Source organism: Paraburkholderia sp. PREW-6R, from assembly GCF_039621805.1.
Lineage (GTDB): Bacteria > Pseudomonadota > Gammaproteobacteria > Burkholderiales > Burkholderiaceae > Paraburkholderia.
This window is the reverse complement of sequence record NZ_CP155075.1, coordinates 541,782-560,270: the sequence shown is the minus strand read 5'-3', so window position 1 is coordinate 560,270 and position 18,489 is coordinate 541,782. Positions and strand designations below refer to the sequence as shown.

The 18,489-nt window shown below is 60.3% G+C and carries 17 protein-coding genes; 10 read left to right on the top strand and 7 right to left on the bottom strand.

Features of this window, described 5'->3' with window-relative positions; translation table 11 throughout:
• Nucleotides 1–65 precede the first annotated feature (65 nt).
• The 5 genes from AAGS40_RS27100 (at nt 66) to AAGS40_RS27080 (ending at nt 5,151) form a co-directional block, all read left to right on the top strand.
• Nucleotides 66–962 carry a LysR substrate-binding domain-containing protein gene (locus tag AAGS40_RS27100; RefSeq protein ID WP_345816648.1) on the top strand — a complete coding sequence of 299 codons (897 nt, stop codon included), beginning with the start codon at nt 66–68 and terminating at the stop codon, nt 960–962.
• Between the two features lie 158 nt (nt 963–1,120).
• Nucleotides 1,121–2,152 (top strand): ABC transporter substrate-binding protein, encoded by a 1,032-nt coding sequence (locus tag AAGS40_RS27095; protein WP_345816647.1) that lies wholly within the window; start codon nt 1,121–1,123, stop codon nt 2,150–2,152.
• Nucleotides 2,149–3,537: an MmgE/PrpD family protein gene (locus AAGS40_RS27090; RefSeq protein WP_345816646.1), complete on the top strand. Its 1,389-nt coding sequence runs from the start codon at nt 2,149–2,151 to the stop codon at nt 3,535–3,537. Before AAGS40_RS27095 ends, AAGS40_RS27090 begins: the two co-directional genes overlap by 4 nt.
• A complete protein-coding gene (locus tag AAGS40_RS27085) occupies nt 3,534–3,743 on the top strand; it encodes a hypothetical protein (RefSeq protein WP_345816645.1) in 210 nt (69 codons plus the stop codon). The genes AAGS40_RS27090 and AAGS40_RS27085 overlap by 4 nt, the downstream gene beginning before the upstream one ends.
• Nucleotide 3,744: 1 nt before the next feature.
• Nucleotides 3,745–5,151 (top strand): amidase, encoded by a 1,407-nt coding sequence (locus AAGS40_RS27080; protein ID WP_345816644.1) that lies wholly within the window; start codon nt 3,745–3,747, stop codon nt 5,149–5,151.
• A gap of 708 nt (nt 5,152–5,859) precedes the next feature.
• On the opposite strand, the gene AAGS40_RS27075 is transcribed toward AAGS40_RS27080, so the two are convergent.
• The 6 genes from AAGS40_RS27075 to AAGS40_RS27050 form a co-directional block, all read right to left on the bottom strand.
• Nucleotides 5,860–7,059, bottom strand: a complete 1,200-nt coding sequence (locus tag AAGS40_RS27075; protein ID WP_345816643.1) for a porin — start codon at nt 7,057–7,059, stop codon at nt 5,860–5,862.
• A gap of 52 nt (nt 7,060–7,111) precedes the next feature.
• Entirely contained in the window at nt 7,112–7,567 is a 456-nt protein-coding gene (locus tag AAGS40_RS27070; RefSeq protein WP_345817606.1) for a DNA-processing protein DprA, read from the bottom strand.
• Between the two features lie 70 nt (nt 7,568–7,637).
• A complete protein-coding gene (locus AAGS40_RS27065; protein WP_345816642.1) occupies nt 7,638–8,480 on the bottom strand; it encodes an ABC transporter permease subunit in 843 nt (280 codons plus the stop codon).
• Nucleotides 8,481–8,517: 37 nt separating this feature from the next.
• Nucleotides 8,518–9,606, bottom strand: a complete 1,089-nt coding sequence (locus tag AAGS40_RS27060) for an extracellular solute-binding protein (RefSeq protein ID WP_345816641.1) — start codon at nt 9,604–9,606, stop codon at nt 8,518–8,520.
• A gap of 113 nt (nt 9,607–9,719) precedes the next feature.
• The gene (locus tag AAGS40_RS27055) at nt 9,720–10,760 is read right to left on the bottom strand and encodes an ABC transporter ATP-binding protein (RefSeq protein WP_345816640.1); all 1,041 of its coding nucleotides are present in this window, start codon (nt 10,758–10,760) and stop codon (nt 9,720–9,722) included.
• Nucleotides 10,761–10,764: 4 nt separating this feature from the next.
• The gene (locus AAGS40_RS27050; RefSeq protein WP_345816639.1) at nt 10,765–11,610 is read right to left on the bottom strand and encodes an ABC transporter permease; all 846 of its coding nucleotides are present in this window, start codon (nt 11,608–11,610) and stop codon (nt 10,765–10,767) included.
• A gap of 160 nt (nt 11,611–11,770) precedes the next feature.
• Between AAGS40_RS27050 and AAGS40_RS27045 the strand changes: the two genes are divergently transcribed.
• Nucleotides 11,771–12,676 (top strand): LysR substrate-binding domain-containing protein, encoded by a 906-nt coding sequence (locus tag AAGS40_RS27045; protein ID WP_345817605.1) that lies wholly within the window; start codon nt 11,771–11,773, stop codon nt 12,674–12,676.
• Nucleotides 12,677–13,291: 615 nt separating this feature from the next.
• Here AAGS40_RS27045 and AAGS40_RS27040 read toward each other — a convergent pair.
• Entirely contained in the window at nt 13,292–13,555 is a 264-nt protein-coding gene (locus AAGS40_RS27040; protein ID WP_345816638.1) for a hypothetical protein, read from the bottom strand.
• A 250-nt stretch (nt 13,556–13,805) separates the two neighbouring features.
• Here AAGS40_RS27040 and AAGS40_RS27035 point away from each other — a divergent pair, with 250 nt between their 5' ends.
• The 4 genes from AAGS40_RS27035 (at nt 13,806) to AAGS40_RS27020 (ending at nt 18,349) form a co-directional block, all read left to right on the top strand.
• Nucleotides 13,806–15,524, top strand: a complete 1,719-nt coding sequence (locus tag AAGS40_RS27035) for a site-specific integrase (RefSeq protein WP_345817583.1) — start codon at nt 13,806–13,808, stop codon at nt 15,522–15,524.
• Nucleotides 15,525–16,271: 747 nt separating this feature from the next.
• Entirely contained in the window at nt 16,272–16,679 is a 408-nt protein-coding gene (locus AAGS40_RS27030; protein WP_345817582.1) for a hypothetical protein, read from the top strand.
• Nucleotides 16,680–16,951: 272 nt separating this feature from the next.
• Nucleotides 16,952–17,431: a hypothetical protein gene (locus AAGS40_RS27025; protein WP_345817581.1), complete on the top strand. Its 480-nt coding sequence runs from the start codon at nt 16,952–16,954 to the stop codon at nt 17,429–17,431.
• Nucleotides 17,432–17,794: 363 nt separating this feature from the next.
• Nucleotides 17,795–18,349, top strand: a complete 555-nt coding sequence (locus AAGS40_RS27020) for a GNAT family protein (RefSeq protein ID WP_345817580.1) — start codon at nt 17,795–17,797, stop codon at nt 18,347–18,349.
• The last annotated feature ends 140 nt before the right edge of the window (nt 18,350–18,489 follow it).

Here is an 18,489-nt window from a genome sequence, read left to right as displayed (position 1 = left end):
CCTAAAGCGATCAAGATGACATGTACATGCCTGATTGGGAGGCTGTATATGCGCGGAGGTTATGGATGAGAAGTACGCCAAGTCTGCGTCACATTGAGGCTTTTCGCGCAGTGATGTTGACCGGCACCGTGGTCGGCGCCGCCAACCTGATGAGCGTTACCCAGCCCGCTGTAAGTCGCACGATTGCATTGCTCGAGTTACAGCTGGGTTTCAAGCTCTTTGCCAGACGAGGGCGACGTCTGCTCCCGACGGTCGAGGCGCAAACCTTGTTTCGAGAGGTCGAAAAGGTGTATGTCGGGGCGGAGCGGATCGGACAAGTGGCCCAGGACATTCGCTTCCAGCGAGCTGGCGCGTTGCGCGTGGCCACCCTGCCTGCTTTCGCGCTTTCTGTTATGCCGCGTGCATTGCAGGCGTTCCTGGCGTTGAGGCCGTCGGTAACTACCACAGTACATAGCCTGCCATCGCGACAGATCGCCGAGTTGGTCTCAACGGGCCAGTTTGATGTCGGCCTTGTCGAACTGCCAATCTCGCGAGCGGCAATCACGATTGAAGCGCTGCCGCCGGTAGAAGCCGCGGTAATCATGCCGCCTGAGCACCGGCTTGCCGCTCAGGAGCGCGTGCATATCTCCGATCTCGACGGCGAGCGCATGGTGATGCTTTCACAGCACAGCTATGTGCGCTATCAGATTGACGATGCTTTTTCAGAGGCTAGCGCGTCGGCCAATGTTATTGCCGAAACGCACAGCTCGCTGGTGGCAGCTGGTCTCGTCGCGGCCGGCATTGGCATATCGATTCTTTCGGCTCTGACGATCGAGTCGTTCGATGTGAGCAAGGTCATCGCGAGGCCCCTGAAAGGCGGCCCTGTTTCACGCTACGCAATCATTTTCCCGGATGTCGCGCCGCCCTCATCCCTCGCAAGGGCGTTTGCGATGGAGGTGAGTAACCAAATGATGAAAGATTGAAAATGAACGCGGACCTGATCCATAACGTCTGGGCATAAGCAGCGTGCCTAAATCGTCTTTTCTGAGGGGGACAGAGTCCCTAAACTTTCCCCATCCAGGCCGTCGAGCCAGTCCGCTCACGCCTTTTTTTGGCCGAACCTCGGGAAAGTGAGAATCGCATGCGCACACATATGAGTATCTTGAGCTTTATGGCGCTGATGGGGGCCACCAGTGCTCATGCCGCAGACACGACAATGTACGTGGCTGGCTTTGGCGGCGACGTTGAGAAGGCGTTCCGCGAAAAAATCGTACCTCCGTTCGAGGCAAAGACGGGCGTGAAAGTGGTCTACGTTCCCGCGAACTCTACTGACACGCTTGCTAAACTTCAGGCTCAAAAGGGACGGCAGTCCATCTCTGTTGCAATCATCGACGACGCGCCGATGAGCCTGGCAATTCAGGCCGGGCTGTGCGCCAAGGTGGAGGACGGGCCAAACTCCAAAAATGTTTATCCGAGTGCAAAGCGCGCCAACGGCGAGGCCATAGGTCTCGGATATGGCGCGACGGGGCTCGTCTACAACACGCAGATCTTCGCGAAAAATGGCTGGGCTGCGCCGACATCCTGGAAAGATCTGGAGGACAAGCGTTATGCCGGAAAGATTGTCATTCCACCAATCACGAATGGCTTCGGCCTGCTCGCGTTAGTGATGGAAGCACGTCTGAACGGTGGCGGCGAGAACAAGATTGATCCCGGCTTCGCGACCATGAAGCGAATTTCGCCAGACGTACTGGATTGGGAACCGTCTCCCGGCAAGATGGCTGAGCTACTGCAAACAGGCGACGCGGCTTTGGGTGTGTGGGGGAACGGTCGCGTGCGGGCTATGTTGATGCAGGGGGCCCCGGTCAAGTTCGTGTACCCGAAAGAGGGCGCGCTGATGATTCTCAGCGAAGTTTGCCCTGTTCAGGGTGCGCCTCTTCCACAACAGGCACAGGCATTCATTCAGTATCTTTTAAGCCCGGACGTGCAGGCAATCTTCACCGCGGCGACGGGCCTCGGGCCCGTCAACAAGGAAACAAAGTTGGCTCCCGCGATTGCGGCCGACGTGGTCTATGGCCCAGAAAGCGTGCAGAAGCTCATCCGCACGGACATAAACACGATCAATGCGAATCGCACCGCATGGACAGAGCGCTGGAACAGGGAAGTTGAAAAGTGAGCCAGCGGACAGATCTGATCGTCGGGCAAGGCCGTCCGCCTGCGATTATTGAGCAAATATGCAGTTATGTAGACGCAGCTCGACAGCGTCGAGCTTCTACGGCAGCGACCCACGCTGCATTGCGCTGCCTGCTCGATCTAGTAGGCGCAGCAATCGCAGGCCTGCACGAGACAGGGGTCGCCGCAGTCCGGAACACGGGCCGCGCGATGATGGGCGAAGGGCGGGCGCCCATCTGGTTCACCGGGCAACGTTCTTCTGTGTTGGCTGCGGCGTGGGCTAACAGTGCAGCTGCCGCCGCGCTAGATATAGATGACGGTCATCGCCTGGCTCGAGGTCATCCGGGCGCGGCAGTGATCCCGACCGCCTTGGCCGTCGCAAATGAAATCTGTGCGCCAGTTGACGCCCTTCTCAATTCGATCGTGATCGGCTACGAGGTGGGCGTGTCAGTTGGCGCCGCTCGTCTGACCTATGGCAATACCGGTACATGGTCCGCGTATGCAGTAGTTGCGACAGCAGCGGCCCTGCGTGGGACAAGTCGTGATCTACTAGCTCATGCGCTGGCTATCGCAGGGGAGAGTGCGCCGAACCAGCTGTTTTCCAGCGCGCCTTCCCGGACGCCGAGTCCGGAAGGAAGTGACGTCAAGGAAGGCATCCCCTGGTCTGTGGTCACAGGCCTCGTTGCCTTGGGGCTTGCGGAGGCCGGCCATACTGGCCCGCGGAACGTGCTTGACAGCATGCAGCATTATCGATTTCCAAAAGACTTCCAGCTTGGGCTGGCATCCCATATTGAGCACGTCTATTTCAAACTTTATTCATGCTGCCGCCACGTGCACGCACCGCTTGATGCGATGCTCAAGCTGTTGGGACAACATCGTATTTGTCCGCACGAGATCCAAGCCATCGAGGTCCAGACCTATAGCGGCGCATTGCGCATATCCAACAGCCGCGAGCCGCTGAACCTGACAGAAATTCAGTACAGCATCCCCTATTGTCTTGGACTTGTGGCAACGCGCGGGGCGCAATCATTGCTCCCTCTTACCGTCGACGCGCTCGGTGACGAACAGGCGACGGCGATTGCATCGAAAGTCAGACTGACTTTAGATACGGAACTCGACCAGCGCTTCCCTGCCGAGACTCTCGCCCGGGTTGTTATTTTAAGCGGCGGCATCCGTTATGTATCGGAGGTGACCGCGCCTTGCGGTGAAGCAAGCGCCCCCCTTTCTGACGACGAGGTGGAAAGGAAATTTATTGCGGTTACAGACGGTACTGTGACGTCTTTTCAGCAACAGCAACTCCTGAGCGCGTTCACCAGGTTTCGTGGCGGCGATGTCGACCCCCTGTACAGGTCTCTTGAAGAACTAACGCTCACAGGGAGACAACCATGACGCCTGTCGATATCGAAGTGCTCATGCGGCGCGCGCAATTGCGACTTTCGCCGGAACAAATCCAACAGGTCACCAGAGGCTGGCGATTCATTGAGCCGATGCTTGTGCGTGTCCGAGGCCACAACCGCGATCGCATGAGCGAACCTGCGCACGTCTTTCGTGCTGATGCCTACCTAGCAGAAAGCGCAAATAGGGAAGGCTCTTGAGATGGATACACCCACGATTGCCGAGGCTGCCGCCCGAATAGCCGTTCGCGAGCTCTCTCCCGTCGAGCTGGTCGAGCACTGCCTTGCGCGAATCGACGCCCACGACAGCGCGCTTCACAGTTTCATAACGGTGACAGCGGATCGCGCGAGAGCGGATGCGCGAGCCTCGGAGAAGCGCATGATGGAAGGTACGTTACTCGGCAAGCTCGATGGAATCCCGATCGCTCACAAAGATATCTTTTCCACGCGCGGCATACTCACGACGGCGCAGTCGCGGCTGCTCAGGAATTCTACGCCGACGGAGGATGCAAGTGTCGTAGCACGGCTTGCTGACGCCGGCACATCGCTGCTCGGAAAGCTCACGACCCATGAATTTGCACTGGGCGGCCCACCGTTCGATCTTCCGTGGCCACCAGCACGCAACCCGTGGGACATCCAGCGATTCACCTCGGGCTCATCGAGCGGCACCGCTGCAGCTATCGCTGGCGGTTTAATCCTTGGCGGCACGGGGTCCGACACTGCAGGGTCTATCCGCAGTCCCGCATCCCTATGTGGCATAGTCGGCATCAAACCCACTTATGGCCTGTGTAGCCGGCGAGGCGTCCTGCCGCTGGCATACTCGCTCGACCACGTTGGTCCGATGGCTGCGACGGTTGAGGACTGCGCAATCCTGCTGCAATCTATGGCGGGACATGACCCATACGACCCCGCCAGTGCGGACCGCGATGTGCCCGATTTCAGTATTGGCCTCGGACGTGGCGTCCGGGGCCTGCGAATCGGAGTCGTTGCGCACTGGCACGAAACGGATCACCCGGTAAGCGCCGCGGTTCGTGACGGCATTACGGACGCGCTCGCCGTCTGGCGCAGTGAAGGTGCCGAAATAGTCGAAGTCGCCATGCCTTCGCTGTTCGATTATCAGGCGGCACTTCTGGTCGTCATGCTGAGCGAGGCGTACTCGGTGCACGAGTCGACTGTGCGAGAGCACTTCAGCGAATTTGGCGAGCGGTTGCGTAACCGCCTGGTGTTGGGAGCGCTATTGTCAAGCTCGGACTATGTCGCAGCGCTTCGTAACCGCGACGAACTATGTTCGGAAACGCTGCGGCGCGCTGCTGGCGTAGACGTCCTGGTCACTGCAGGTGCGCCGGGAGAGGCACCCCGCATCGACAGCGTTCCCGAATGGGGCGACCTTTCTTCGCCAGGATTTAACGCGCCTTTTAGCCTTACTGGCTGGCCTGCAATCTGTCTTTGCTCCGGTTACGGGGAGAACGGTATGCCGGTGGCCGTGCAGATGGCTGCGCGACCATTTCAGGAAGTAATGCTTCTGCAGGTCGCAGATGCCCTCGAACGTATCTCCGGTTTGAGCGCCCGGCTTGTCTCGCGGAGGGCTCACTCTGAATTCCCGCGGTGATAAATCCGCGATACAGACGACATCAGTGCTGCCAAAAGGGTAGGCGTTCGCAATCAACACCATCGGCGTCCAAAGGGGTACTAACAGTAATAATCGATCTTAGATACCGTGCTTTGAGCGGTATGCAATGCTTTCTGTCAATGCTCTGGACGAGGATCACATGCGGCTCCAAAGTCTCGTTGACTAACTCATCAGGGCGATAAAGCGGACGGGGTTGGATACGAAGACGAAATTATTTCGCTCCCTCGATTCCGTTGGCGGCAAGGCTTTTCAGGCGTTGACGCGCTGCACGCCCGAAGATTGACATATTTATTGTCGCAATGGTGACGGAACTGCTACGGCCTACTTCAGACGCACGATGGTATCCGGGAAGTGGCGACGAACCTTGCCACGCAGAGCTCTCCCGAGTAGGCAATTGGTGCGGCCCCATACCCCGCATGGCTTTCTATGTATGCTGTTCGCCCCTGGTTTCACGATAAAGTCGACCTGTGACCACCTCCGCCTTCATCGGTCCACCTCTGAAGAGAATTCGCCAAGCCTGCGCAACCTTAAAAGTACGTCGCGCATGCACTTACTAGCCGCCCAGCTAAAACCGCTTCGAGGTTGAAATATTCCTGCTCAGTACGAGTGCGGATATTGCTAAAAGGTGGTTTAGCGAAAACGCGGCATGCGTCGCGGCTCAATTAAAGCAAATACAGAATGCTTGAATCAGAAGCGATGCACGACACCGACACCCACGGCTACATGACTGCGAGACGACGAGGGAGAGCCACTGAAGCCATCTCCGAGTGATGCCGTAGCCCCAATGATCTTGCCGTTGCTCGATAACGTGTCGCCGTTCGCACGCTGATACGACTGCACCGCGTAAAGACCCGTACGCTTGGACAGCGCGTAGTACTGCGAGAGCGTGAACTGGTTGTACTGCGCTGCGGTTATGATACCGTTCGCCTTCGTAGCTCGCGTATAGCTGTATCCGGCGGCAAGATCCCACGCGCTCGCCGGCTTGAAATGCAGCACCGTGCCTGCTGTGTTGAAGATGGCCGTATCGCGGAACGCCGATCCGACGCCCGCGATGTACTGCACGTTGGAATACGACGCGCTCACGTCCCACGCCGACGAGAAACGGTATCCGCCCGTCACTGCGACGCGCTGCTGCGCCTGGGCGGTCTGGTAGCCGTTGTTAATGGCTGACACAGCCGTTTGCGCACCACCGTTCGAAGTCGTCGACGACGCCCCCCAGGCACCACCGCCCGGCGTCGAGTTGTTCACGCGCTGAACTGCCGCACCGATGCCGATCGGCCCCTTCTGATACTGCAGACCCGCGCTCCACGTCGAGCCAGCGTCAAAACTGCCCGGCACGCCACCGAACGCATACGAAGCGCTGAACGTGAAGCCGGCCAGTGTCGGTGACTGGTAGACAAGCGAGTTGTTCGCACGATAGATGTTATCGAGTGAATCGATGTCGCCCGGATGGGCGCCGAAGTATCCGGTCAACCAGGTGGTCGGGCTCCACGGCGCGAGCATGTTGTAGTAAGCGGTGTACTGACGTCCAGCGGTCAACGTACCGAAACGATCGTTCGTCACACCGACCCACGCCTGCCGTGTAAAGATCCCGCTCGCGTACTGTGCGGTGCCGTTCGTACTGTTGAAACCGTTTTCCAGTGTAAAAATGGTCTTCGTACCGCCCCCGACGTCCTCGCTACCCTTGAGGCCAAAACGGCTTCCCGCCCAGACCCCCGCGGTCATCTTGACGACGGAATGGCCACCCGAGGTTGAGCCCACCGAAGTCGCGCTGTTTTGCCACGCAAGACCGTTGTCGACGATCCCATACAACGTCACGCTGCCTTGCGCATGCGCACCCATGCAAACACCACCCAAAATGCATGAACCGATTATGGTCTTTCTCATAATTAGTATTCCTATTTATATAAAAAAATGTTATCGCTTTACGTTCCCTGTATCAGGCGTGCATGCTCAGCCAGCGCGCTGCACGGATGAGCAGTTCGTCCGCCGAATCGAAAGTTTCCACGCCTACAACCTGCGGGGCGTCGCACACCGTGAACACCGGTTTGCCCCACTGCAGCCCGAGCGCCATCTCTGACAGCGTTCCGAGTCCACCCCCGACCGCTACGAGGCACAGCGCTGACCGAGCGATGAGCGCATTACGGGTTATGCCAAGTCCGGTCGGCAACGCGACACGCAGGTAAGGGTTCGCGCCTTCCGCATCGTCCTCGGGCAACAGGCCGATCGCGATGCCGTCGGCGCGGAACGCGCCGCGCGCAGCCGCTTCCATCACCCCACCCTTACCACCGCCCACAATCGCAATGCCTGCTTTTGCGAGCGCATAGGCGATCGCTTCGGCCATCAGCAGTTGCTCCTCCGTGGCCGCTCTCGGGCCGATCACACCGACCGGCATCAGGTGCCGGTTCGCGCCGCGTTGACGCGCCGCGAGATCAGCAAGCGCGACATCGACGAGCCGCTTATGTTCAGTGTTGCCTTGGTCTGACAATCCATTCCCCCATTGCAAGTACACAGGTACAAAGCGCAGTCAACACGACCGACAGCACGGCAACCTGCGAAAAATCCGTCTGCCCGTCGGACAGCTTCAGGTACATCAAGAGCGGCAGAATATTGATCTGCGTACCGGCCAGCGCGACGGCCGTGCCGTAGGTGCCGAGCGCGATTGCCGCGACCAGGCACCAGGCCGCCGCCACCGACGGCCACAACTCGCGCCAGGCCACGTCGAGCCAGGCGCGCCATGGCCGTGCACCGAGCGTCAGCGCCGCGTCGAGCGGACGACGATCAAAGTTGGCGAAGGCCGGATAGAGCATCAGCCCGACGCGCGGAATCAGGTAGTACGCGTACGCGATTGCGAGACCGGCGCCGGTGTAGATCACGCCGCCCACCCGCGCCGGATCGGCGCCAAGCTTCGCGAGCAGCATCGTCACGAAACCTGCGCGACCGAAGCTCAGAATGAAGCCGTAGGCAATTACGAGACCCGAGAACGCGAGCGGCACACCGAGCACAGCGAGTGAAACGCGCCGCCGTTTCGGCGACTGGCCGGCCAGCGCGATAGCCAGCATCACGCCGATCACCGTCGACATCGTGCCGGTGGCGGCCGCAAGGCCCAGCGATCGACCTATCGCGTCGGCCACCAGCGGGTCGCCGAGCACGGTGGCAAACGCGCGGCCACCGCCGTCAAATGCGGCACCGACGAGCGCGGCGAGCGGCAACGCGAACGCGATCGCGAATAACAGCCCAGCCGGCAAGCCACCGAAGCGGCGCAGCAAGCCCGCATCGCGGGTAGCGAAAGTCGGACGCGGGCTCATCGCGGCCGGCCCTGGTCATGAAGGGAGGCCACGTCGTTCACTGCCCGAGCGTCGCGTGCGACCACAACTGGTCGACCTGCGCCTTCTGCGCAGCCGCCTTGACGACATCGAGCGGATGGACCTGCGGGGCGTTCGGCATCTTTGCCGCGATCTCCGGGGCCAGCGTAACGCCCGGCACGGAGGGCCGGACATAACCCTGCGCGAACAAGGTCTGCCCCGGATCGCTCATCACGAAATTGAGCCAAAGTTCGGCGGCCGACGGATTCGGCGCGTTCTTGACGAGGCTCATCGCATACGGCGCGGAAACGCTTCCGTCCTGTGGAATCACCACCTCGGCCGCATCGCCCATGCCGTCGCTGTACTTTGCTTTCAGGCCGTCATTCTCGTAGCCGATCAGAACCGGAATTTCACCTTTCACGAACTTCGCGTAAGGCGTGGTGCCCTCCACGCGCAGGACGTTGCCGGCCGTCTTCAGCTTGCCGAAAAAATCGGCGCCCGGCTTCGGGTCGTCGACGCTGCCGCCCATCGCGTAGGCTGCCGCGAATACGTCCACCTGCCCTTGTCCTGTCGAGCGGGGGTCGAGATAGACGACGGCGTTCCTGTACTCGGGCTTCAGAAGATCCGACCAGCGCCTCGGCACGTCCTTGACAAGCTTCTTGTTGACGAGAAACGCGATATTCAGCGAATGGACGGCAAACCACCGGGCGTCAGCATCGCGAAACACAGCCGGAAGCTTTTCGAAGTTCAGCGGCTTGAACGGTGCGACCACGCCTTTCGCCTTTGCGTCGAGCGCGGAGGCGGCGAAATAATAGGCCGTGTCAGCCTGCGGGCGCCGCCGAGACTTGTCGAGCGTAACCACGGTCGCGGCGGAACCGATGTCGTTGTACGTGATCTCGACTTTCGGATAGCGGCTGCGGAATTCGGCGAACAGCGCCTTCCAGTTGGCCCATTCGGGCCCCGTGTCGAATGAGACCACCAGGCCTTCGTCGGCGGCCTTCGTATAAAGCGCGTCCTCGCCGGGATAGAGAGGCCCAGACAGCGCAGCCTGAGCGGCAGATGCGACGAACGTACCGAGCACAAACGCAGTGGTTCGCAAGTGTTGAAGCAGATTGGGACATTCAAACATCGTGGTTCTCCGTGATGCGTGTGGGTGTCGGTCGAGGCGGCCGATCGTATTCAGATAAGCGGTGCATACCGGCCCTTTGGGAAGCCGGGCCGTCCCGATAACGCGGTGCATGTTCATTCGTGGGTTGCAGGGGGCAGCACCCGCAGGTGCCGAGGTTCGATCGCGACGCTGTACGACGCGACCACCCTCCCCTCGCCAAGCAACGGGGCAATGGCGCCATGAGGAAAGAAGTCGTAGCGATACGTCGAGCCAAAATAGCGAACCTCTCCGCGTGCGCCATGGATGCAGTTGACGCAGCCCTGCGCCGGATCGGCCTGCAGATGTTCGGGGCGCAGCAGCAGCTCGACGGCTTCTCCCTCGCGAAAGGTGCCGGTCGACGCGCATAGCGTAGTGAAGCCGACATCGACGCGATCGGTTGCGATCACGCGCCCGGGCAAGATCGTCGAATGTCCAATAAAGCGTGCGACGCGCGTCGAGGCCGGCTGTTCGTAGAGCTCATGCGGCGTGCCGATCTGCAGCACGCGGCCGCCGTCGACGATTGCGACGCGGTCGGCCATGCTGAGCGCCTCGTCTTGATCGTGCGTGACGAGCAGCGTGGTGGCGCCGTAGGCGCGTTGCAGCGTGCGGATCTCGTCGCGCAGCTGATGGCGGATGCCGGCATCGAGCGCGGCGAGCGGTTCGTCGAGCAGCAGCACGCGCGGCTCAATCACTAGAGCACGGGCCAGAGCAACGCGCTGCTGTTGGCCCCCGGACAGTTGTGCCGGGCGCCGCCCGATGTGACTCGCAAGGCCGACACGTTCAAGCATCGCGACGGCCTGCCGCCGCCGTTCAACTGCCCCGAGTCCTCGCATCCGCAATCCGTAGGCTACATTGTCGGTCACGCTCAAGTGCGGAAACAGCGCATACTGCTGGAACACCATGCCGACACCGCGCTTCCAGACCGGCTGATCCGCTACGTCTTGTCCGCCGATTGCAATGCGACCGCTATGGCCCGTCAACAGGCCCGCCGTCAGCCGCAGGAGCGTGGATTTGCCCGAGCCGCTCTGCCCGATCACGGCGAGCAGTTCGCCCGGCGCGGCCTTCAGCGAGATGTCCGAAATGCCGTGCGAAGCGCCCGGATAGGTATAACTAACGGTATGAAATTCGAGGCTCATAGCATTACTTCAGTCCTTGTACAGCGATGATCGAGATGAGCGTGGCCGCTACGGCGAGCACCAGCAGCACGACGGTAGCCGCGCAGGCAAAGCCCGAGGCGCCATAGAACGCCTGCAGCAGGACCACCGGATAGTTGCGGTAGCGAAAGCCTGCAATCAGGTTCGAGATCTGGAATTCGCCGATCGATAGCGCCGCCACCATCACCAGCCCCGCGAACAGGCTATGCCTCAGGTTCGGCAGTGCCACAGTCAAAAATTGGCGCGCCGGCGTGGCGCCGAGCGTCGCCGCACAGGCTTCGAGCGCGAGAAGATCGAGATGGCGCAGGTCGGCGAGCAGTGTCTGCAACAGATACGGCAGTGTCAGGACCGCATGCGCGAGGATCATCAGCCACAGGGTGCCGAGCCACGGCAGCGTATCGCCGCCGAACACGGTGATATAACCAAAGCCGAGCGTGAGCGGCGGCACGGCGATCGGCATCAGCATCACGAGCCGTGCGACAAGCCCGCGTCCGGCTCGCGCCCCGTGATGCAGCGCATAGGCAAGCGGCACGCCAAGCACCGCGTTTAACGTACAGCAGGCGAGCGCCACCGTCAGACTGACCCCGAATGCACGGCGAAAGCTTCGATCGGCCGCCAGATCGACGTACCAGTGGCCGGTCAGGCCGGTCGGCAGCAGCGTGTTAGTCCAGCTCTGGCCGCTCGAGCCAATTATCAGCAACATGATCGGCAGCAACAGATAGAGCGCGAACAGCACCACTACCGCACGAACCAGTATGCGGCCCAGCGACGGCAAGCGACTACGACGAACGGGAACATCGGTGGCTCGGGCCCTGGCGACAAAAGAAGACATCACGAATCCATGAACGTGTGGAAAGGTCAGCAAAAAAATCACGCTTAATCAGTGACTTGGCATCTCGGCAACGGACGTTAGTGTGGGTCGACGACATGGCATCGTCATTAAAAAAACGTATAAAGTCCGCATCGTCCTTTGCGAATCTGGAACATCAGTGATGAAGCACCTGTATCCGAACATTGCGGAGCTGCATGCGTTCGTTAGCTCGGCCAGACACCTGAATTTCTCCTACGCAGCGCGCGAACTGGGGCTCACGCCGAGCGCAGTGAGCCGACAGATCGCGAGCCTGGAAGCGTTGTTCGGGGTGAAGCTGTTCATGCGCGAGGGACGTAACCTGTCCCTGACGCACGCTGGACAGGTCTATCACGCGCGCGTCAAGGGCCCGCTGCGCGAGATCGGCAACGCGTCTATCGAGCTATTGAGCGTGCGCGAAGACAGCGACCTGCTGACCATCTCAAGCGTGCCGACCTTCACCACCAAGTGGCTGATACCAAGGCTACCGACTTTCCTCGCGGTCGCGCCAAACGTAACGCTGAGCTTCCGGCGTCACCTAGCATACGGCGATCCTTTTCCGTTCTGTCTCGACGCAGCCATCCGTTATGGCGACGGCCACTGGGATGGGGTACGCTGCGACTATCTGGCCGGCAAAACCTTCGTGCCCGTCTGCTCGCCTGAATTTGCGGCCCGACATGCGCTCCGCGCACCGGCAGATCTGGCGGCCGCCCCACGGCTCGTTCATGAACAGGCAGAAAGCGTGTGGTCAAAATGGTCGGAAACCTATCGCGTCACGCAAATGAACGCGCTCTCGGGGCCTCGCTTCGAGCAATACTCTGTGTTAATCCAGGCCGCGCATGCAGGGCTTGGCCTCGCGCTGGTACCGGAGTTCCTGATAGGGACACCAATCGATGTGGGGATGCTTGTACAGCCCGTGGACGCGCCAGTCGATGTCGAAAATCATGGCCACTATCTTTGCTATACGCCCGACCGTCTCGAAACGAGCGCGGCGCTGCGCAGACTGCGTGACTGGATGCTGGAGGAATTTGAAGTGCACGGTGCTTCGTGAGCGACTATTAAAGAACTACGAGATCGATACATATGCTCGCCGCAAGGATCAACGCGACATTAAGGTAATAGCGACGTGGTGATCGGGGCTGACGCATGCCAACCACGTCTTGGGTTCAGGCAACTCCTTAAAGCCCGTTGATGTCAGTAGTCAGTTTTGGAAGAGTAAGCCTGCGGCACATTCAGCCACCGTAGAACAAAGTAATTTCGTCACCAAAAACGAAGTAAATGCGTCAACACCCGTTTTTGCGTACTTTCACGGGCCAGCTCCATTGCAACAATCGCTCGAAGCTTTTGCCTCATGGAGCTTCCGCTCCTGCCGCTCGAGGTTTCGAGTTATACCTCGTGATCTTCACCGCCAAGGCAAAAAAGCTTCCTGCCTTGCGGTTATGAAAATGTCGGGCGGTCGCAGTACGATGCTCCTTGCGCATCGCCCTCGCCTTGTGGCTGCGGGAGAATATCGAGTCGCGTCACGCTTGCCGCACTGCGCGCCGCGATACGGAGCGCCCACGAGACTTGCATCGAGCGTGTAGCCCATCTTCCTACCGCACCTAAGGCCCTCAGTCTCAAGCTTTCGCCGGACCGGAGAAACGGTTTTTGCTTGACATTGGGCGCGTCACGCCGTGTTGACCGAGCAATATGCACTGCCTTCAATCCGGAAGACCGAACGATGCCTACCTACCTGGTCCGCCTCGAGTAGCAAAGCGCGCAGCACCTCGCCAAACATCAGCAGCATGCGCCGCAGATGTCCCGCATCGACGGCATCGCGCTTCGGCTCCACGCCTTGGTATGGGTCAATATCAGCGGGCACCAGCCGCACAAGCGCATGCCCGGAAAGCCCGTTCGCACGCGCGAACTTCAAGAGGATCGATGCGATCAACTCGCGAGGTAACACCACCTAAAATTGAATATGAAGCCGAGTACTGGGGTCAGCCGTTGCTCACCAGGACCGAGCATCGTGAAGCGCGAGGCAATGAGCGCGGACGCCTTCATACGCGTGGACAGGCACACGACCGGTCGCATGGCGGACGCCGACTCGCGGAGTTTAAAGGGAAACCGGATGTTTATCGGCGCTATAAAGATAATCCTTCTTATCATAACGCCCCTATTCATGGAGTAAACTTGCCCCTATGAAAACGCGTGACACCACCCTCTCGAAACCGGCCTTAGCCTCCGACGCCGATAACACCACCGGCTTTCCCGATGCCGACGAACTCGCGATCCTGCGCGCGTGGTATGCAGGTCTGGCCGTGCGGCCCGCCGTGGAGCGATATCTGCCTTCCGCACTCGGCGGCAACCGCTCCGCGCGTGGCGTGCTCGGTCAGATCCGGCGCAGGCTGGTCGCGATCGCGCGCACCGTGCATCGTGACGATCTCGCGGCGCTGCTCAGCCATCCGGCAGAGGAACGCGAGCGGCACGCAAAGGCCGTTGCAGCGGCAATCGACACGCTGCGCGTCGCGCCCCGGCCCGATCCGCAGATCGCCGATGACATCGCGCAATGGCTTGCGCCCCGGGCGGTTCGCGCACTGCACGCGCAAGGCATCACCACCCTGGCCGACCTGACGGTGCGCATCCCGCGCCGGCGCCAGTGGTGGACCGCTGTCCCTGGGCTCGGGCCCGCAGGCGCCCGGGCGATCGAGGCGTTCTTTGCGGCGTGGCCCACGCTGACCCAAAAGGCGCGCGCGCTGATTGTGGTGAGCGAGCGCGGCGCGATCGCACCGTGGGAGTCCATCCGGCTGCCACATGAGCTCAATGGCTCGCAGGGAACGTTCCGTGCGCCCGCCGCGACCTGCACGCTCGATGCTAACAACGACCATGAAGCCGTCCACACCTGGCTCCGTCTGCACGAGTCGCCTGCCACGCAGCGGACCTACCGCCGGGAAGCTGAGCGGCTGATCCTGTGGGCCATCGTCGAGCGCGGCCGCGCGCTGTCCTCACTCACGACCGAGGACGCAATCGCCTACCGGGCGTTCCTGCGCCATCCGTCGCCGCGCGCGCGCTGGGTGGGACCGGTGCGGCCGCGCACCGCGCCCGACTGGCGGCCGTTCACCGGCAGTCTGTCGGCGCGCTCCGTCGCGCACGCACTCTCGATCGCGGGCGCCCTCTTCCGCTGGCTCATCGAGCAGCGCTACGTGCTGGCCAACCCGTTCTCCGGGATCAGGGTGCGCGATGCAACTGGGGCCCGCACGCTGGATGTCTCGCATGCGTTCACCGAGGGCGAGTGGGATCTGCTGCGCACGATTGCGGATGGTCTCGAATGGTCCTATGCCTGGTCGCCGGCGGCAGCCCAACGGCTGCGTTTCCTGCTCGACTTCGGCTATGCAACCGGGCTGCGGGCCAGCGAGCTCGTCGGCGCGACGCTGGCGCAGATCGGCACGGATCCGCGGGGTGTTCACTGGCTTCGCGTGACCGGCAAGGGGAACAGACTGGCGCATGTGGCCCTGCCGCCGCTTGCCTGGGAGGCGCTGTCACGCTATCTGGCCGAACGCGGCCTGCCCGTCGTGCCGGTGCGCTGGAATCCGGCGACGCCGGTTATCGGCAGCCTGGAGGCCGGCAGCGACGCCGCGATCAGCAGCGTGCGGCTGTGGGGCGTGCTGCGGCGGTTTTTTGTGCTGGCCGCCGACGCGATCGAAGCGGATCACCCACCGCTCGCCGCAAAACTTCGTCGCGCGAGCCCCCACTGGATGCGCCACACGCATGCGACCCATGCGCTGGGGCGCGGCGCCGAGCTCACCACCGTGCGCGACAATCTCCGCCATGCGTCGGTGTCCACGACATCAATCTATCTGCACAGCGACGAGGCAAAACGGGCACGACAGATCGCCGAAGCATTTGGCAAGCGTGGGTAAGAAAGGCGCCATCCCCGCAACGCAACTCGCGTCGGCCGCGTAGCGATCAACGGTTAGTGTGTACAGAAGCGGGCGCATCCGAATCAGCTCGCCTAACTGGATATCTTCACCAAGGAACCGCTCACACTTGTCGATCGACGAGGCGTTTCATTCAGCCTCTTGCTCAGGCATGCCCCCGTCGAATGCTTCATCGCTATCGCGGACCTTGAAGCACATTTTCCGCTTGAGCCCGGTGCGCGACGCCCGGATACTCAGGCCATTTCCCGACGGCGATACCCGCATTTGGGCAAAGTCCGGGCGCAAGGCGCTGGCCAACCCGAAGCTGCGTCAAGCCGGTGCACAGACTTTGTAGGGTACCTAGGCTGACCGGCTACGCTCCGCCCCCAGTCTCCGCCGCTCGTCCAGTGCGCTCCTGCTGCAGTCCTGCGGCGACGAAGTCGTGTATTGGGCCTGATTGCGTTGACAGTTAGTTGCGCGCATTCGAAGGTGGGAAATGGTCTGAAGCCAAACGCAGCAATGGAAACGCCGCGGGAAAATACGGATCCCCTCAAAAAAAACCGAACCTCTCCGGTCAAACGATCTTCCCAGACCGGTCAGTCAACTTAGTTCAGTCCTGGTCAACCGTAGTGCCGCTGTGCGGCCGTCGCACACTTCACCCAAATCGGCCAGCTTCGGACGTTCGACAGTACTGCCTGAATCGTTGACAATCGACGGATTGACGCCGGGAGGCAGGCTGCAAGGACTAAAATGCCGAACGATTTGAACCAAGCAGCCTATTGGGTTGCGTTTATTCTTGAACACTGCCCGTTTCCAAACCGAGACGCGCTGGCAGCGCAGTTCTCGAATGCCGAAATAGTTAATCTTTGTGGGTGTGGATGCAACACTTTTGGACTGTCGCTAACCACGCGCGATAATGTTCCGCGCATCGCCATTGCTTCCAGCGGGCAGCCTCATCGCATGGTGTTTGAAGCGGACTTCCGGGATCGATGGGAACCGGAGGGTTGGGGGTCGCTTGAAATCCTGCTCTTTGTCGACGAGCTCGGCCATCTAGCCGATGTCGAAATCGACTACTGCGGAAATGGCATACCCATCCCGGAGAATTTGAATCTGGAACTCACGCCTTATAGCGTCTTTGTCAGCGAATCGCTACTTTAGATTTGAGCGGAAACAGCATATACCGGCTTGGACGAAGGATGACCGCCAATGCGCGGATCGAAGGGCCGCAACGGGTCGGTCTCGGGCGGTTGCGTTTTAGCGTTCGGCCACAGTGGGTCACACAAGTTCTATGCCAGAATCGTCGATAATCGGGGTGCGCGCACCGTCGGTTGGAAGGCCTGGTGGAAGGCAACCACGGTTAAATCTTATGCGCGTAGGCTTTGCGCCCGAGCAAATGTAGAAATGCTCAAACGCACCAATATACTTTCGAAATGAATGAGAAGACTTCCGCTTGGAGCCTTGCCACCGGCAGCGAGTTGTTGTTGAAACTGTTCGGCGAATATCCCTCTTTCCATGATGCAATGGTGAGTTCGGTTTGTATCGAGCGGGCGAAGAGACTGAGATCGCCGGCGCCGGGAACGCTATTTGACCCTCGGAAGCTTGAGTTAATTGACGTCGTCGTGGAATTGAAGCACCAACAATTTCGCAGCCGTGAGGAAAAGGTTGGTCAGACCGACTACGGTGTCACGGTAGCCTTGCTTGACGTGACTGCGTGCGACATTGACGTGAATTCCATGGCGTACGACAGTTTTGTTTCGGAGATAACGCTGAGGAAGGGGGATAACGAGCTCTTTATCTTCGATCTTGAGCCCAATGCTGGGCTGAGCATGCAGGTCGAATGCCTTGATGTAGCCGTACGAGCAGCTTGGCCGTATCCCGCGTCATCGCCGTTCGACGCGCTTTTGCCGTAGCCCCTTTTTTTTCTTCTAGCGATCCGTGACTTTGATAATTGACCGTTTAAGGCATCAGCAGAGCTCGCCGTCGGACCGGTGCGGGACTACGACGGTTCTCGCCATTAGCCGGCACGATTGGCAGGCCAATCGTGCCCAGCGCAAACAGGGGCTAGGGAGGGCATTGTCTTCATCTGACGGCTTCGAGGAGTTGTGAGTGTCGCTTCGGGGTCGCGTGCGGCCGATCAACAGTTGGACATGTATCCCGCCGTGCATGCAATTCGCATGAGACAGGATCTGGCCAGTTTGGGATAGTCGACACGACACAGGGCATCGGAGACGATCCGCGACTGGTTACCGAACTGACAAAATGATCGCGATCATATGATTTCAGTACCTGCGAACGGAATTCTTCTCCGAGAATTCCGTCGGGATGACTTATCGCAGTATCAGAGCCTCCGGAGCGAGCCGAAATTTCAGCGATTTTATAGCGAGGAGGATTCCGCACCCGACAAGGCCAAAGAACTCCTCGGCATGTTCGTCTCGCAAAGTGGCGAAGTTCCGAGGACGAAGCATCAACTGGTGGTTGTATCGGTTTCCGGCGACCTGATGGGCTCCTGCGGTATTCAAATCCAATCACCTGGGCATGCATCGATCGGTTGCGAGTTAGGCCGCCGCTCGCATGGGACGGGGGCCGCACGCTATGCCGCCAACGCCCTGTTGGAATTTGGCTTCCTTGAACTATGCTTTCAGCGAATCTTCGCGGAAACGATTTCGGAGAACAAGGCGGCAATCCGGCTTTGCAAAACGGTCGGAATGCACGTCGAATCAGAACGCGCCAATGATCGAGACTTTAAGGGGAGGGAGTGGACTACGACAGTCCTCGCCATCCACCGGGACGATTGGCAGGCCAAACGTGCGCAGCGCGAACTGCGCTAGGAAGCGCCTTGTCGTCGATCTGAATGGCGGTCTTTGGGATTGTGAGTGTCGCCTTGGGGTCGACTAGGGAAGTTCGCGTCGATATCGGGCCGGCGGCTGACGGGTACCGCCCGAGCTTCCGAATTGGCCATCTTCAGTCT